Origin of the sequence: Streptomyces sp. NPDC091649 (genome assembly GCF_044756785.1) — a bacterium.
Classification (GTDB): Bacteria; Actinomycetota; Actinomycetes; order Streptomycetales; family Streptomycetaceae; genus Streptomyces.
This window is the reverse complement of record NZ_JBIVTR010000001.1, coordinates 843,864-858,972: the sequence shown is the minus strand read 5'-3', so window position 1 is coordinate 858,972 and position 15,109 is coordinate 843,864. Positions and strand designations below refer to the sequence as shown.

General features: G+C 71.5%; 13 protein-coding genes. 5 read left to right on the top strand and 8 right to left on the bottom strand.

Translation table 11 applies throughout. The annotated features are described in order from the left end of the window. Positions 1-81 precede the first annotated feature (81 nt). Both mca and ACIQMU_RS03700 read left to right on the top strand, forming a co-directional pair. Positions 82-963 (top strand): mycothiol conjugate amidase Mca, encoded by an 882-nt coding sequence (gene mca / locus ACIQMU_RS03705; protein WP_352240432.1) that lies wholly within the window; start codon positions 82-84, stop codon positions 961-963. A gap of 1 nt (position 964) precedes the next feature. After that, on the top strand, positions 965-1,204 hold the full coding sequence (locus ACIQMU_RS03700; RefSeq protein WP_352240433.1) for a hypothetical protein: 240 nt from the start codon (positions 965-967) through the stop codon (positions 1,202-1,204). Positions 1,205-1,708: 504 nt separating this feature from the next. Here the strand turns inward: ACIQMU_RS03700 and ACIQMU_RS03695 are convergent. Next, a complete protein-coding gene (locus ACIQMU_RS03695) occupies positions 1,709-2,728 on the bottom strand; it encodes an aldo/keto reductase (protein WP_352240434.1) in 1,020 nt (339 codons plus the stop codon). A 151-nt stretch (positions 2,729-2,879) separates the two neighbouring features. Here ACIQMU_RS03695 and ACIQMU_RS03690 point away from each other — a divergent pair, with 151 nt between their 5' ends. Further along, positions 2,880-3,470 (top strand): TetR/AcrR family transcriptional regulator, encoded by a 591-nt coding sequence (locus ACIQMU_RS03690; RefSeq protein WP_352240435.1) that lies wholly within the window; start codon positions 2,880-2,882, stop codon positions 3,468-3,470. A gap of 333 nt (positions 3,471-3,803) precedes the next feature. Here the strand turns inward: ACIQMU_RS03690 and ACIQMU_RS03685 are convergent, their stop codons facing one another. The 3 genes from ACIQMU_RS03685 to ACIQMU_RS03675 all read right to left on the bottom strand — a co-directional run bounded on the left by ACIQMU_RS03685 (position 3,804) and on the right by ACIQMU_RS03675 (position 6,348). Continuing rightward, complete coding sequence (locus ACIQMU_RS03685) at positions 3,804-4,433, bottom strand: hypothetical protein (RefSeq protein ID WP_352240436.1); 630 nt, start codon at positions 4,431-4,433, stop codon at positions 3,804-3,806. A gap of 56 nt (positions 4,434-4,489) precedes the next feature. Continuing rightward, positions 4,490-5,377, bottom strand: coding sequence for a DUF1963 domain-containing protein (locus ACIQMU_RS03680; protein WP_352240437.1), 888 nt, complete (start codon positions 5,375-5,377; stop codon positions 4,490-4,492). A 404-nt stretch (positions 5,378-5,781) separates the two neighbouring features. Beyond that, positions 5,782-6,348 carry a Uma2 family endonuclease gene (locus tag ACIQMU_RS03675; protein ID WP_352240438.1) on the bottom strand — a complete coding sequence of 189 codons (567 nt, stop codon included), beginning with the start codon at positions 6,346-6,348 and terminating at the stop codon, positions 5,782-5,784. A gap of 195 nt (positions 6,349-6,543) precedes the next feature. Between ACIQMU_RS03675 and ACIQMU_RS03670 the strand changes: the two genes are divergently transcribed. Next, positions 6,544-8,562, top strand: coding sequence for a thioredoxin domain-containing protein (locus ACIQMU_RS03670; protein ID WP_352240439.1), 2,019 nt, complete (start codon positions 6,544-6,546; stop codon positions 8,560-8,562). Positions 8,563-8,632: 70 nt separating this feature from the next. Here ACIQMU_RS03670 and ACIQMU_RS03665 read toward each other — a convergent pair whose 3' ends face one another. Next, entirely contained in the window at positions 8,633-9,325 is a 693-nt protein-coding gene (locus ACIQMU_RS03665; protein WP_352240440.1) for a hemolysin III family protein, read from the bottom strand. A gap of 223 nt (positions 9,326-9,548) precedes the next feature. Here ACIQMU_RS03665 and ACIQMU_RS03660 point away from each other — a divergent pair, with 223 nt between their 5' ends. Continuing rightward, positions 9,549-11,384 (top strand): phosphoenolpyruvate carboxykinase (GTP), encoded by a 1,836-nt coding sequence (locus tag ACIQMU_RS03660; RefSeq protein ID WP_352240441.1) that lies wholly within the window; start codon positions 9,549-9,551, stop codon positions 11,382-11,384. A 159-nt stretch (positions 11,385-11,543) separates the two neighbouring features. On the opposite strand, the gene ACIQMU_RS03655 is transcribed toward ACIQMU_RS03660, so the two are convergent. From ACIQMU_RS03655 to ACIQMU_RS03645, 3 genes are read right to left on the bottom strand one after another with little or no spacing between them, the layout of a single operon-like run. After that, positions 11,544-12,227, bottom strand: coding sequence for a hypothetical protein (locus tag ACIQMU_RS03655; RefSeq protein ID WP_402688148.1), 684 nt, complete (start codon positions 12,225-12,227; stop codon positions 11,544-11,546). Further along, positions 12,214-13,872: a substrate-binding domain-containing protein gene (locus tag ACIQMU_RS03650; protein ID WP_352240442.1), complete on the bottom strand. Its 1,659-nt coding sequence runs from the start codon at positions 13,870-13,872 to the stop codon at positions 12,214-12,216. Before ACIQMU_RS03650 ends, ACIQMU_RS03655 begins: the two co-directional genes overlap by 14 nt. Then, the gene (locus tag ACIQMU_RS03645) at positions 13,869-15,089 is read right to left on the bottom strand and encodes a toxic anion resistance protein (RefSeq protein WP_352240443.1); all 1,221 of its coding nucleotides are present in this window, start codon (positions 15,087-15,089) and stop codon (positions 13,869-13,871) included. The genes ACIQMU_RS03650 and ACIQMU_RS03645 overlap by 4 nt, the downstream gene beginning before the upstream one ends. Between the last annotated feature and the right edge of the window lie 20 nt (positions 15,090-15,109).

Below are 15,109 nucleotides of genomic sequence, written 5' to 3'. Positions count from 1 at the left end.
CCCACATCGATGCAGTGCCGGCAGGCGCCTCTCCGAGAGAAACCGGATCGACCCGAGCGACCAATGACTGAGGATCGAGCTTTGACTGAGCAGCTGCGACTGATGGCCGTTCACGCCCACCCCGACGACGAGTCGAGCAAGGGCGCGGCCACCATGGCCAAGTACGTGTCCGAGGGGGTGGACGTGCTGGTCGTGACCTGCACGGGAGGCGAGCGCGGCTCCATCCTCAACCCGAAGCTCCAGGGCGACGCGTACATCGAGAAGAACATCCACGAGGTGCGCAAGAAGGAGATGGACGAGGCCCGGGAGATCCTGGGGGTCCAGCAGGAGTGGCTCGGATTCGTCGACTCGGGGCTGCCCGAGGGCGACCCGCTGCCGCCGCTGCCCGAGGGCTGCTTCGCCCTGGAGGACCCGGAGGCCGCGGCGGGGCGCCTGGTGGCGAAGATCCGCGCGTTCCGGCCGCAGGTCATCACCACGTACGACGAGAACGGCGGCTACCCGCACCCCGACCACATCATGACGCACACGATCTCGATGATCGCGTTCGACGGTGCGGCCGACGCGGAGCGGTTCCCCGAGGACGAGTTCGGCCCCGTCTGGACGCCGCGGAAGCTGTACTACAACCAGGGCTTCAACCGGCCGCGCACCGTCGCGCTGCACGAGGCGCTCCTCGCCCGGGGGCTGGAGTCCCCGTACGGCGAGTGGCTGGAGCGCTGGAAGGAGTTCGAGCGGGTGGAGCGCACCCTGACCACGCACATCCCCTGCGGTGAGTTCTTCGAGATCCGCGACAAGGCGCTGATCGCGCACGCCACGCAGATCGACCCGGAGGGCGGCTGGTTCCGGGTTCCGATGGACGTCCAGCGCGAGGTCTGGCCGACGGAGGAGTACGAGCTGGCCAAGGCTCTGGTCGATACCTCCCTCCCCGAGAGCGACCTCTTCGCGGGCATCCGCGACAATGCCTGATATGTACGCGACCCAGGCACTGACGCACCTCGTCCCGCTCGCCGCCGAAGAGCTCGACAAGAACAAGGTCACCCCCGGCGTCCTCGGCTTCCTCGTCTTCGCGGCCCTCGCCGTCGGCGTGTGGGCGCTGATGAAGTCGATGAACCGGCACATGGGCCGGGTGAACTTCGAGGAGGCCCCCGACCCGGCGGCCGTGGCCGCCGAACCCGTCGGCGACGGGACGGCCTCCCCCCGGAAGTAACCCCCGCAGGGGGCCGCGCGTACGGGAAGGGCGTCCGGCCCCGGTGCCGGACGCCCTTCCCGTACGGAAGGGGCGCCGGCGCCCACCCGGCCGGCCGACCCCGGCCGCCGCTCGGTACCCGGATGCCGCTCGGCTCACCGACGCGCGTCCGTCCGCCGGGGAGCCCTCGCGGAGACCGGCCTCAGCCGACGGGCGCTCGGGCGAGAACGCCGCGCATGGGTTGCAGCGCGGGTCAGTCAGCAGCCATGAAGGAAGCACGGAGCACGGGCACAGGCCCCCCGGTGATCACGGAGCGTCGCAACTCCATGATCACCGGGGCCTGGGCCCGACGTGTCGCCGGGGGCTTCCCGCGCCGCCTGTCTGCGCGATTGTGGCGGATTACCGATGGGCCGCCAGGTGACGGAAGTCCCACAAGGCGACCATCAAGCGGAATGTGCTGGCGCCACCCACTGCTGCGGCTTCGGGATGTCGCAGACGAGGGCGTGGAGGCTGTCGCTGGGACGATCAGCGTCGCCGCAGTGCCGGGTCCAGCAGCGCGGGCGGGGTGTCGTTCTTCTCGTGTGCGGCGAGATCGGTGCCGGGGGCGACGATGCCGTCGATCGCGTCGAGTACGTCGGCGGAGAGCGTGATGTCCGCGGCGGCGAGCTGCGCGTACAGGTGGTCCGGCGTGCGAGGGCCGAGGAGGGCGCTGGTCACGCCGGGGTGCGCGGTCACGAAGCCGAGTGCGAGCTGGATCATCGTCAGGCCGGCGTCGTCGGCGACCTTGGCCAGTTGCTCGACGGCGTCGAGCCTGGCCCGGTTGGAGGGGATGGTGGTGTCGAAGCGCTGCGGCATGAAGGTCGAGCGGCTGGTGGTGATCTCACCGCCCTCGCGGATCGCGCCCGACAGCCAGCCCGAGGCCAGCGGGCTCCACACCATCACTCCGAGCCCGTACTGCTCGGTCACGGGCAGGACGTGGGTCTCGATGCCGCGTTGCAGGATCGAGTAGCTGGGCTGCTCGGTGACGTAACGGCTCAAGCGGTGTTCGTGGGCGGCCCACTGGGCTTGCACGATGCGGTGGGCAGGAAAGGTCGAGGAGCCGAAGTAGCGGATCTTTCCCGCGCGTTGCAGGTCGGTCAACGCCGACAGGGTCTCCTCGTCGCTGGTGTTCGGGTCCCACCGGTGGATCTGGTAGAGGTCGACGTGGTCGACGCCGAGCCGACTCAGGCTGTCCTCCAGCGCGGTGACCAGCCAGCGGCGGGAACTGCCCCGGCGATTGCGCTCGTCGCCCATCGGCATGGTCGCCTTCGTGGCGAGCACGAGGTCGTCGCGGCGCCCGGCTATGGCCTTGCCGACCATCTCCTCCGACTCGCCGCCGCTGTACACGTCGGCAGTGTCGATCAGGTTGATCCCCGCCTCCAGCGCGGCGTCGACGATGGCGGTGACCTCGTCCTGGGTGGTGCGCCCGATCTTTCCGAAGTTCATCGCGCCGAGCGCGAGGGTGCTGACCTGCACGCCGGTGCGGCCCAAGATGCGGTACTGCATGACCGTGTCTCCTCATGAGGGGTGTAGCGGTGCATTGCACGGCTTGGTTACCGGGCCCTGCTCTGACATCATGAGCAAAGCGGAACCTTGTTCCGGTAACGATACGGAACATCGTTCCGCTTTTGCAAGCGGCGAGTGGAAGGAGTATGCGGTGAGCGACGGCGACGAGGGCGCAGGACAGGTGGCCCCGGCCGGGCGGAAGGACGCCCGGCGTAACAAGGAAACCCTGCTCGATGCGGCCGCCACGGTCTTCGTCACGTCAGGCGTGGACGCGCCGGTACGCGAGATCGCGGCCAAGGCCGGCGTCGGGCTGGGCACGATCTACCGCCACTTCCCGACGCGAGCAGACCTCATCATCGGCGTCTACCGGCACCAGGTCGACGCCTGCGCCGACGCCGGTCCGCCCCTGCTGGCGACTGGCTCTCCGCACACAGCCCTAGGGCAGTGGATCAACCTCTTCGTCGATTTCCTGGTGACCAAGCACGGACTCGCCGCCGTGCTGCAGGCCGACAACGCCGACTTCGAGGCGCTGCATGCCTACTTCCTCGACCGCCTCCTGCCCGTCTGCACCGAACTGCTCGAAGCCGCAGCCGTCGCCGGCGAGATCCGCCCCGACATCGACGCGTACCAGCTCATGCGCGGCGTCGGCAACCTCTGCATCGGCGCGGAGAGCGATCCCCGCTACGACGCACGCCGCATGGCCGAACTCCTCGTCGCAGGGCTACGCCGACCACACCACTGACCTCGGCGACCTCGCGCGTGCGGCTCTGCTCAAGAGGTCGCACGATCGCCGCCCCGGGCCGACCGCTTCCCTCGGCCGCTTCGGCACCGCCGAGGAAGCCGCCGCCCCGGCCCTCTTCCTGACGGCCAACAGCGCCAACAGCCACGTCTCACCGGCCGGATCATCACCGTCGATGGCGGCGAATCACTCGGCCGGCACCGCCCCGCACCACCCGGCTCAGACCTGAGCATGAACGCAACGCATGCGCGGGTCTGCCCAGTGATCACTGAGCGTCGCCACTTGGCGATCACCAGGATCTGTGCCCGCCTCGTCGCCAAGGGCTCCCCGCGCCGCCTATCCGCGCCGCCTCCCAGTCCGGCTCTGCTGCGGCACGGTGGCGGCGGCGAGCAGGCCGGCCAGCCGCGTGAGTGCGTTCAGCCGGTGCGGTTCGCGCAGCACCACGGGTCGCCGCGTCTCGGGGTACTCAAAGGTCAGCACGCCCTCGTGCAGCCACCACCGGTCAAGGCCCTGTTCGAGAGTCGCCGCGCGCACCTGCTCGGTGACCGCCGCCCCGGCACGGACGGGATCGGCGCTGACGATCCGGTACCTGCGGTCGAAGCCGCGGTCTCCGGTCTTCGCTCCCCGGCCGGGGAGGAGCGGCCCCAGGACGCGGTTCCGGGGAAGCAGCCGGATGTCCGGCGACTCCGCGGTGGCGAGGGTCTGCCGGGTCCGTACGTGGATGAGCACGCTGTGCACCTCCTCGACGGCGGCGGGCGAGGTCCTTCGCGTCGTCCGGCAGACCAGCCAGACATGTCCACCGCTGACACTCCTGCCCGCCACGAGCCATGCGTCGTCCCCGACGAGGTCGCGCCGCACCACGGGCGGCAGGGTGTGCGAGTCCTTCTTGGCGCGGTGCCGGCCGTCGGCGAGGATCTGCCGCTTCAGCTCGTCCGTGGCGGCCTCCCGGACTCCCGTCGTCGGCACGCACAACTGCCGTACAGGCGGGAAAAGGCTCCGTGGTGGCGGTGCGTCGACCCTGGTCACGGGGCTTCGAAATGCGTCACGGCCAGCGCCTTGTCCACCCGAGCGGCGGCCAGGTCGTCGTGGCGGATCACGAAACTCGTGTAGTACTCCTCGTAGACCGCGGCTTCACTGGCGAGCGCTATCCACTCGCTCGTCAGCCGGTGCTTTTCCTTCTCCAGGTGGGAATACCATTTCGCGATCGGGATGGCGGGGATCTCGCCTGCCTTCTCGCGTCCCGCGAGGGTCTGCTCCGCGATGCTGTCGATCACCTCGTCATCGGCGTACCCGCCGATGACAACGTAGGCGCCGGACGGCCAGAGGTCGTGAGCCAGCGCCCGAAGTTCGCCCAGGTGCGGCAGGTCACGCTCCATGTACCGGACCAACTGCTGCTGGAAGGGCGACATGTCCTCCCAGTCGAGATCCTCCCAGAACTCGTGCCAGTCCTCGTCCTCGCTCTCCTGGAGCCAGAGGGGCAGTTCGGCTCTGAGCTCGGCGCTGACGTCGAGCTGCTCGCGGACACACTCGGGACTGGGGGCTTCCGCGACCGCGGTTTCGGTGCCGTCCGGTACGTAGACGACTCGCGCGTACTTCCCGGAACTGTCCTCGTGGTCCATTTCCTGGTCCACGAAGAAGAGCAGCGTCCCGTCCGCCGGCAGGTCGAAGCCGTCGACTCTCGGCAGCGCCCCACAATCGACGGACAGGAGCAACGGCAACGGAATGTCCCCGGCGGACGGCCAGTTCATGCCCACCGGCAGCCGGGGCGACCCACCGATCTGCCCGACCGGAGAACCGCCGCCCACGGACAACCCGATCGACAGACGAAGGTGCCGGCTGAATCTGCTGATCTCGTCGTCCGGGATGCCCAACTCAAGCGCTGCCCGACGAAACTCTCCCTGGTGATCCATGCCCGAGAACATAGGCCCTTGCCGACACGCCTGTGCCATCAGGGGAGTTGGTGGGCGCAGTGCCGCGTCAGTTCGACGCTTCCTCCCGTCGCCCCCGTCGCCCCCGTCGCCGCCGGCGCCGCCGGTACGAGTCGGTGCGTCGGGGGTGATCGCCGCGAACGCGGACACGCCTTGCGACCGAGCCGGAGCAGCCACTCGGGGGGTGCTCCGGAGCACTGCCGAGGCTGACGTCCACCACGGCATGCCGCATGAGCGCAAATCGGCCAAGCGGACGCGGGGCGCAGGGGCGTCGTCCGGGATTGCACAGGTGATCAGTGCCGTGACCACCGCGGTCCGGGCCGCCGTCAGTAGCGGCACCACCCTGAGGCGAGAAGCGCCGATGCAGACGTGAGGTCTTTCGCCTCTCAGGTGGTTCCGAGGTCGACAGTGACGGGGAACGGAGCAGCAGTCTTGATCGCGCCGGTGAACATTTCGCCGTCCCGGTAAGCCTTGGTGGCTGGGTCGAGAACGCACGTGTAGATGATCGGGACACCGGTGGCGGCCTGCTCAACCCGCCAGTAGAAGGGAATGCCTGCCTTGGCGTACTGGTCGACCTTCACGATCCGGTCCGTCGTCTCCGAGCCGGGCGACACGACCTCGACGACCAGCAGTACGTGTTCCGGACGGGTGGGCGTGAGGTCGATGGTTTCCGACCGGTAGACGATGACGTCCGGACGGCGGTTGGTGAGTGGAACGTCCTGCAGGCGAACGTCGAAGTCCGTGTCGGCGTTCCAGTCCGGGCCCGCGGCGGCGTCCAGGGCGTTGGCCAGGATGCGGACCAGCCGGTTGTGGCGCTTGGAGGCGCTCGGGCTCACGACGACCATCCCGTCCACGATCTCGATGCCGGCGCACTGTTCCTCGGACCAGGAGTCGTACTGCTCCGCGCTGATCTGCGTATGCATCCACGCGGGCGCCACCATCTCGGCGGTCATGGTGTACCTCCTTCGAGCTGCCTCGGCAGGTCCGGCGCTCCTGCGCCAAGCCTACTGTTTCGAGGTACCGGGCTGCCTGACTCGGAAGGGATGGAGTCGCCCACCACGGCATGCCGCATGAGCGCAAATCGGCCAAGCGGACGGAGGTGCGCGGGCTTCGCCGTCAGGGAGGGGGCGTTGTGAGAGGCTGGTCCGATGAACCGGCTGGCTGGTGTGACCTCGCCTTATCTGCTTCAGCATGCTGAGAACCCCGTCGACTGGTGGCCCTGGGGAGCGGACGCTTTCGAGGAGGCGAAGCGGCGCGACGTCCCCGTCCTGCTGTCCGTCGGCTACTCCGCGTGCCACTGGTGCCACGTGATGGCCCACGAATCGTTCGAGGACGAGACCGTGGCCGCCTACCTCAACGAGCACTTCGTGCCCGTGAAGGTCGACCGCGAGGAGCGGCCCGACGTCGACGCCGTCTACATGGAGGCCGTCCAGGCGGCTACCGGGCAGGGCGGGTGGCCGATGACCGTCTTCCTCACGCCGGACGCCGAACCCTTCTACTTCGGGACCTACTTCCCGCCCGAGCCCCGGCACGGCTCGCCCTCCTTCCAGCAGGTGCTGGAAGGCGTGGCGGCGGCCTGGACCGACCGGCGCGAGGAGGTCGCGGAGGTCGCCGGGCGGATCGTCGCGGACCTGGCGGGGCGTTCGCTGGTGCACGCGGGCGACGGGGTGCCCGGCGAGCAGGAGACCGCGCAGGCGCTGCTCGGGCTGACCCGGGAGTACGACGAGCAGCACGGCGGATTCGGGGGCGCGCCCAAGTTCCCGCCGTCCATGGCGGTGGAGTTCCTGCTGCGCCATCACGCCCGTACGGGGTCGGAGGGGGCGCTCCAGATGGCCTCCGACACCTGCTCGGCGATGGCCCGGGGCGGGATCTACGACCAGCTCGGCGGGGGCTTCGCGCGCTACTCCGTGGACCGGGAGTGGGTGGTGCCGCACTTCGAGAAGATGCTCTACGACAACGCTCTGCTGTGCCGCGTGTACGCCCACCTGTGGCGCACCACCGGGTCGGACGAGGCCCGCCGGATCGCCCTGGAGACCGCCGACTTCATGGTGCGGGAGCTGCGGACCGCCGAGGGCGGGTTCGCCTCCGCGCTGGACGCGGACAGCGAGGACGCGGACGGCAGGCACGTCGAGGGCGCCTTCTACGTGTGGACGCCCGGCCAGTTGCGCGAGGTCCTGGGGGAGGACGACGCCGCCTTCGCCGCCGCGCACTTCGGGGTGACGGAGGAGGGGACCTTCGAGGAGGGGTCCTCCGTGCTCCGGCTGCCGGGGGACGCCGGCCCCGCGGACGCCGCCCGGGTCGCTGACGTACGGGCCCGGCTGCTGGCGGCCCGCGCGGAGCGGCCGCGTCCGGGGCGGGACGACAAGGTGGTCGCCGCCTGGAACGGGCTGGCCATCGCCGCGCTCGCCGAGGCCGGCGCGTACTTCGGCCGGCCGGACCTGGTGGAGCGGGCCACCGAGGCCGCCGACCTGCTGGTCCGGGTGCACTTGGGCGAGGTGGCCCGGCTGACGCGGACCTCCAAGGACGGGCGCGCGGGCGACAACGCGGGCGTGCTGGAGGACTACGGCGATGTGGCCGAGGGCTTCCTCGCGCTGGCGGCGGTCACGGGGGAGGGCGCCTGGCTGGAATTCGCCGGCTTCCTGCTGGACATCGTGCTGGAGCAGTTCACCGGCGAGGGCGGGCAGCTCTACGACACCGCACACGACGCCGAGCAGCTGATCCGACGCCCCCAGGACCCCACCGACAGCGCCACCCCGGCCGGCTGGACGGCGACGGCGGGCGCGCTGCTCTCCTACGCCGCGTACACCGGCTCGGAGGCGCACCGTACGGCCGCCGAGGGCGCGCTCGGCGTGGTGAAGGCCCTGGGTCCGCGCGCCCCCCGGTTCGCCGGCTGGGGCCTGGCGGTGACCGAAGCGCTGCTGGACGGGCCACGTGAGGTGGCCGTGGCCGGGCCCGTTGGCGGGGAGCTGCACCGTGCGGCGCTGCTGGGGCGGGCCCCGGGCGCGGTGGTCGCGGCGGGGGAGGGGCCGGGCGCGGCGGCCGAGTTCCCGCTGCTGGCGGACCGGCCGCGGGTCGGCGGACGGCCGACCGCCTACGTCTGCCGCCACTTCACGTGCGACGCGCCGACCACGGACGCCGCTGAGCTGGCGGTGAAGCTGGGCGGCTGAGTGCCGTCGCGGCACGGGTGAGGGGCCGGTCGTCGGATGCGACCGGCCCCTCGTCCGTCACCCTCCGTGCCTACCCGTGCTGGTAGGCGACCAGGGAGATGCCGACGTAGTGGGCGATGAACGCCGCCAGCGTCAGCGAGTGGAAGACCTCGTGGAAGCCGAACCAGCGCGGCGACGGGTTCGGCTTCTTGATCCCGTAGATCACGCCGCCCACGCTGTAGAGCAGCCCGCCGACCACGACCAGGACCAGGACCGCGATGCCGCCGGCCCGCATGAAGTCGGGCAGGAAGAAGACCGCCGCCCAGCCCATCGCGATGTAGCACGGGGTGTAGAGCCAGCGCGGCGCGCCGACCCAGAACACCCGGAAGGCGATGCCCGCCAACGCGGCCGCCCAGACCGCCCACAGCAGGGGCCGGGCGGTCGACTCGGGGAGCAGGAGCAGGGTCAGCGGGGTGTAGGTGCCCGCGATGATCAGGAAGATGTTCGCGTGGTCCAGGCGGCGCAGCACCGCCTCGCCGCGCGGCCCCCAGGTGCCGCGGTGGTAGACCGCGCTGACCCCGAACAGCAGGCACGCGCTGAGGATGTACACGCCGCAGGCGATCCGGCCCGTCGTGCTGTCGGTGAGGGCGATCAGGGTGATCCCGGCGATCACCACCGCGGGGAACATTCCGGCGTGCAGCCAGCCGCGCATCCGTGGCTTGACGGGGACGGGGTCGAGTGCGACGGGGCCGGGGGTCGCGGCGCTAGCGGCGGCGTCAGTCATATCCGCATGCTACCTACGCCACCGTAGGTAGCGGATATGGGGCGCAAATGAGTGGCGATGCTCACGTGTGAGGCCCCCTGGACATATGGGCGCAACGGTCGGATGATCAAATGAGTGCAGTCGGCACCGGATGAGCGCCAGGGGAATTCGAAGGGTACGAAGCATCCGGGTCGCAGCCCCCACGGGGCCTTAAGACAACTGACACCCTCAACTAGGAGCGATCGTGGCGCGCGACATCGCGGCTCCCCTCACTGTCCCCACCCACCACCAGGAGCTGGTCTCCTGGGTCGACGAGATCGCAGCCATCACCCAGCCCGACCGGGTGGTCTGGTGCGACGGCTCCGAGGCCGAGTACGAGCGCCTGTGCGGGGAGCTCGTCGCCAAGGGCACGTTCACCAGGCTGGACGAGACCAAGCGGCCGAACTCGTACTACGCCGCGTCCGACCCGAGCGATGTCGCCCGCGTCGAGGACCGCACGTTCATCTGCTCCAAGGAGGAGAAGGACGCGGGCCCCACGAACCACTGGAAGGACCCCGCCGAGATGCGGGAGGTCTTCACGGGGGAGAAGGGTGTCTTCCGCGGCTCCATGCGTGGCCGCACCATGTACGTCGTGCCCTTCTGCATGGGGCCCGTCGGCTCGCCGCTCTCCGCGATCGGCGTCGAGATCACCGACTCCGCGTACGTCGCCGTCTCCATGCGCACCATGACCCGCATGGGCCGGGCCGTCCTGGACGAGCTGGGCGCCGACGGCTTCTTCGTGAAGGCCGTCCACACCCTGGGGGCTCCTCTTGAGGAGGGCCAGGAGGACGTTCCGTGGCCCTGCAACACCACCAAGTACATCTCGCACTTCCCCGAGGACCGCGAGATCTGGTCGTACGGCTCCGGCTACGGCGGCAACGCCCTGCTCGGCAAGAAGTGCTACGCCCTGCGCATCGCGTCCGTCATGGCCCGCGACGAGGGCTGGCTCGCCGAGCACATGCTGATCCTGAAGCTCACGCCGCCGCGCGGTGAGTCGGAGGGCCCCAAGTACATCGCGGCCGCCTTCCCCTCGGCCTGCGGCAAGACCAACCTCGCCATGCTGGAGCCCACCATCCCCGGCTGGACCGTGGAGACCATCGGCGACGACATCGCCTGGATGCGGTTCGGCGAGGACGGCCGCCTCTACGCGATCAACCCCGAGGCCGGCTTCTTCGGCGTCGCGCCCGGCACCGGCGAGCACACCAACGCCAACGCCATGAAGACCATGTGGGGCAACTCCGTCTTCACCAACGTCGCGCTCACCGACGACGGCGACGTGTGGTGGGAGGGCATGACCGAGGAGCCGCCCGCCCACCTCACGGACTGGAAGGGCAACGACTGGACCCCCGAGTCCACCACGCCCGCCGCCCACCCCAACGCCCGCTTCACCGTCCCCGCCGGACAGTGCCCGATCATCGCGCCCGAGTGGGAGGACCCCAAGGGCGTGCCGATCTCGGCGATCCTCTTCGGCGGCCGCCGTGCCTCCGCCGTCCCGCTGGTCACCGAGTCCTTCGACTGGCAGCACGGCGTCTTCCTCGGAGCCAACGTCGCCTCCGAGAAGACCGCCGCCGCCGAGGGCAAGGTCGGCGAGCTGCGCCGCGACCCGTTCGCCATGCTGCCGTTCTGCGGCTACAACATGGGCGACTACATGAAGCACTGGGTGAAGGTCGGTGCGGACAAGGCCGACCAGTCGAAGCTCCCGAAGATCTACTACGTGAACTGGTTCCGCAAGAACGAGGCGGGGAAGTTCGTCTGGCCCGGCTTCGGCGAGAACAGCCGCGTCCTGAAGTGGATCGTGGAGCGCCTGGAGGGCAGGGCCGAGGGCGTCGAGTCCCCGATCGGCATCCTGCCGGCCAAGGGCGCGCTCGACACCGAGGGCCTGGACCTCTCCGAGTCCGACCTCGACTTCCTCCTCACCGTCGACAAGAAGGTCTGGCGCGAGGAGGCCGCCCTGGTCCCCGAGCACCTCAACACCTTCGGCGACCACACGCCCAGGGAGCTGTGGGACGAGTACCACGCGCTCGTCGAGCGCCTGGGCTGACCCCGGCGCTCCCGCGGAACCCCGCGGCCGGGCCCGTCGGACATCCGCCCTGACCTGTGGGGCCGAACGGCCCGCCGCGGTACGGGGCCCGTCCTCGCGACGGCCCCCGGGGGTGTGTCCCCGACCACGGACACCCTCCGCCCGGCCCCCGGAACCCCCTCACGGTTCCGGGGGCCGCCCCTCTTCGGCGGAAGTGCGCCGCAGGACGCCCCCGCCCCGGTCCTCCAGGTATCTCGTGTGCGACCGCTGACGCAGCTCCTCCGCCTCCCGCAGCCCGTCCACCAGCTCCCGCGCCTCCCCGTGCAGCAGCGCCACCTGCCGCTCCAGCTCCTCCTCCGGAGCCCGTCCGCCCGGCGCGAGCCGCGTCCACCACCGGGTCCGCAGATACGCGTCGACGGACTCCGGGACGTCCCGGCGCACCGCCCGCGCCACCACGTGCACGCCCTCCGGATCCTCCGCCAGCGCCTCGGAGGCCCAGCCGGGGGCCAGCAGCCCGTCCAGCAGACCGGCCAGCGCGGTGAGCCGTTCCGTCGCGGCGGCCGGCAGGTCCACCCGGTCCAGATACGCGCGCAGGGTCACCAGGTCGGCCCGCAGCTCGTCCAGCCGGGACGACGGCCCCTCGAACGCGGGGGCGGGCGGCCGGCGAGGCGGGGCGAGCAGCGCGCCCGCCCCGTACAGCCCGCCGACGACCACCGGCCAGTACGCCCCGGCGAACCCGGCGAAGGTGAGGGCGAGACCGCCGAGGGCCGCGGCGCTGCCGGTCAGATTCGCGGCCGACTCCAGATAGCCGGCCGCCCGGGCCGCCACGGACCTGCCTCCGCCCCGGCTCCTACTGGTAGCCACGGATCTCCTCGAACGCCCCGTCCAACGAGCCCGCGCCCTCTTCCTTCGTCCCGTCGAAGAGCCGGCCGCCGGTCAGCTCGGCGATCGCGTCCAGCTCCGAGCGGTCGGAGTCGCCGAACACGATCGGGAACACCGGGGTGACCTGCCGGGCGGCGGGCAGCGCCCGGTAGAACGCCGCGAACTGGGCCGCCGACCGGCCCGCCGTGTTCTCGCCGTCCGTCATCAGCACGATGGAGGTGAACGCCGACTCGGTGTCCGGGCCGAGGTGGTCGTAGGCCGCGGCGAGCGACGAGTAGATCGCTGTGTCCCCCTCGGCCGTCAGCGCGGCGGCGTCCGCCCGGATCGCCGCCGGGCCCGCCTTCGGGTCGGCCGGGTCGACGGTGTGCGTGCGGACCTGCTTGACGCTGGACCCGAACGGCAGCAGCGTGACCTGTTCACGCTCCCGGAAGCCGCCGGTCAGGCCCTTCAGCGCGGACTTCAGCTGTGCCAGCCGCCGGCCCTTCATCGACCCGGAGGTGTCCAGTACGTACACGGTCCGCGAGGGGCGCCTCAGCCGGTGCTCGTACGAGGACAGCAGCCCGTCCGCGACCGAGCGGGTGCCGGGGAACGGCAGTTCGCGGCGCTGCTCGGGGGAGAGCGGGTCGGCGGGGCGCGCGGCGGCGACGACCGGGCGGCGCAGCGTCAGCGCCGTCATCTCCCGCTGTGCCGCGGTGGACCGGAAGTGCTCGGCCAGCGTCCGTACGGCGTCCCGGGCGTCCGGAGAGGCCGAGGTGAGGGCGCTCAGCGGGTAGTCGGCGGTCACCACCCCGTCGCGCGGGCGGATCACCGTCAGCCCGGCGTCGCTGTCCCGGTTCAGCGACAGCAGCACCGACTCGTAGTTGATCAGCGCGTCCACGGTGGAGCGCCGGGCGTACGCGGAGGCCAGCCAGCCCGAGGAGCCGGAGGTCAGCCGCTGCCCCGTGAAGAACTCCTTGAGCTTCGGCCCGGCCTTGCGGACGTCGGCGTCGGTGAGCGCCGCCTGCGCGCCGGAGAGCCCGGACGCCACCGAGATCAGCGCGGCGAAACCGGAGTTGGAGCGGCTCGGGTCGGTCATCCCGTACGTCAGGTCCCCGGCCGCGACCGCCCGGTGGACCTGCGCCCAGCTGACCGCCTCGGGGTCCCAGCCGAGCCGCCGCACCGCGGCGGGCCGCACTCCGAGGGCGACCGGGGAGGCCATCAGCGGGGTCTCCGAGGCGATCTCGCGGGCGGCCGCCGGGTCCAGTCGCAGATAGTCGTTGGACGACAGCCACACCGCGTCGAACTCCCCGTCCGCCTTCCCGGACGCCAGCCGCTCGACGGCGTCCAGGGTGCCGGCCCAGGTGGGCCGCACGGTGATCCCGGTCGCCGCCCGTGCCTTCTCCAACAGCGGTTTCATGTCGCTGAGTTCGCTGGAGGCCAGGACGCGGAGCGTCCCCGTGCGAGCCCGGCCGTCGTCGCCCCGGTCCGGGCCACGGCCGGCGCCTTCGTCCGCCGTGCAGGCGGCGAGCGGGACGAGCAGGGTCGCGGCCAGCAGCGGGAGGAGCACACGCCGCAGGCGGCGGCGGGGCGGCCGGGCGACGGCGCCGGTGCGCCGGGACCGGTGTGCGCGCTCGGGCCGGCCGCTCATGAACGGCCCCCGTCCAGCGCCGCGTCCGCGGTGCGGCTGCGTTCCAGCCGGGCCCCTGCCTCCTGGAGCTCGGCGGTCAGCGACGCCACGGTGGCGGCCATCGTCTCGGTCGCCCGCGCCTTGTAGGTGTCGATCGCGTCGAGCGTCGTGTAGATCTGCCCGAACGCGGCACGCAGGGTCTCGACGCCGACCGCCGGGTCGGCCGCGACGCGCTGGATCTCCCCGCTCTGCGTGGCGAGCATCTCGGCGTTGCCCCGGATCAGGTCCTCGGTGGTCGAACGCAGCACCCGCACCTGTTCGGTCACCCGGCGCTGGCTCTCCAGCGCCGAGGACAGCATCACCGCGATCCGCAGCGCGGACACGGTGGTGGTGGCCGCCCGGTCGACGCCCTTGATCAGCTCGTCGTTGTTGCGTCGTACGACGTCCATCGCCAGGTACCCCTGGGCGCAGACCGCGATCTGAGTCAGCAGGTCCTGGTGCTTCTGCCGTACGGGGAAGAGGACGTCGGCCCGCAGCGCGTCCGCCCGCACGGGATCACCCGCCGCCTCGGCCTCCGCGACGCGCCGCTCCACGACGTCGTCGAGGGCCTCGGTGAGGACCGCGTACTCCTGCAACTTCCCCATGGAGTCCCACAGGCGGGTGCGCTCGGTGTGCAACGCGGCGTTGTCGCGGCGCAGTTCGTCCTGGCCGCCGCGGAGCGAGCCGACGATCCGGTCGAGGGTGCCCCTGGCGGAGGCGTACGCGGCGACGTGGTCGCGCAGCCGCCGCCCGCCCGGGAGCCGGGACAGCAGCCGGCGGGCCCCGCGCCCCGGGGTGTCGCGCGGGTCGAGGTCCTCCACCGTGCGGCGCAGCTCGACCAGCGAGGACCCCACGCGGGCCGGGGCGTCGCCCTCGCCCGAGGCGAGCGAGCGGACGGTGCGGTCCAGCATCCGGTTGGACTGCTGGGCGGCACCGCGGATGTCGCTCTGTCCGAGCGCGGCGATCTCACCGACCCGGGCGCCGAATTCGGGGGAGCGGGCGTCGAGCCCGGCGAGGCCGTCGACGTACTCCTCGGCGCGCCGGACCATGTCGGCGCGCACGTCTTCCCCGACCGGGACGAGTCCGGCGGCCTGCTCGGTGCGGACCGGGGCGACGGGCGCGGGCGGGGTGAGCACGAGCGGGGTGGTCGGCGGATCGAACGGCAGTCGAGGGTCCTGGGGTCCGGCGTCCTGGGGCATGGTGGCGGTCTCCTGTACTG

Excerpts from the sequence above, each read along its gene's own strand:
- ACIQMU_RS03700 (WP_352240433.1), top strand. The coding sequence starts at position 965 with ATGTACGCGACCCAGGCACTGACGCACCTCGTCCCGCTCGCCGCCGAA.
- ACIQMU_RS03695 (WP_352240434.1), bottom strand. The coding sequence starts at position 2,728 with ATGCAGTACCGCATCTTGGGCCGCACCGGCGTGCAGGTCAGCACCCTC.
- ACIQMU_RS03680 (WP_352240437.1), bottom strand. The coding sequence starts at position 5,377 with ATGGATCACCAGGGAGAGTTTCGTCGGGCAGCGCTTGAGTTGGGCATC.
- ACIQMU_RS03675 (WP_352240438.1), bottom strand. The coding sequence starts at position 6,348 with ATGACCGCCGAGATGGTGGCGCCCGCGTGGATGCATACGCAGATCAGC.
- ACIQMU_RS03670 (WP_352240439.1), top strand. The coding sequence starts at position 6,544 with ATGAACCGGCTGGCTGGTGTGACCTCGCCTTATCTGCTTCAGCATGCT.
- ACIQMU_RS03665 (WP_352240440.1), bottom strand. The coding sequence starts at position 9,325 with ATGACTGACGCCGCCGCTAGCGCCGCGACCCCCGGCCCCGTCGCACTC.
- ACIQMU_RS03650 (WP_352240442.1), bottom strand. The coding sequence starts at position 13,872 with ATGAGCGGCCGGCCCGAGCGCGCACACCGGTCCCGGCGCACCGGCGCC.
- ACIQMU_RS03645 (WP_352240443.1), bottom strand. The coding sequence starts at position 15,089 with ATGCCCCAGGACGCCGGACCCCAGGACCCTCGACTGCCGTTCGATCCG.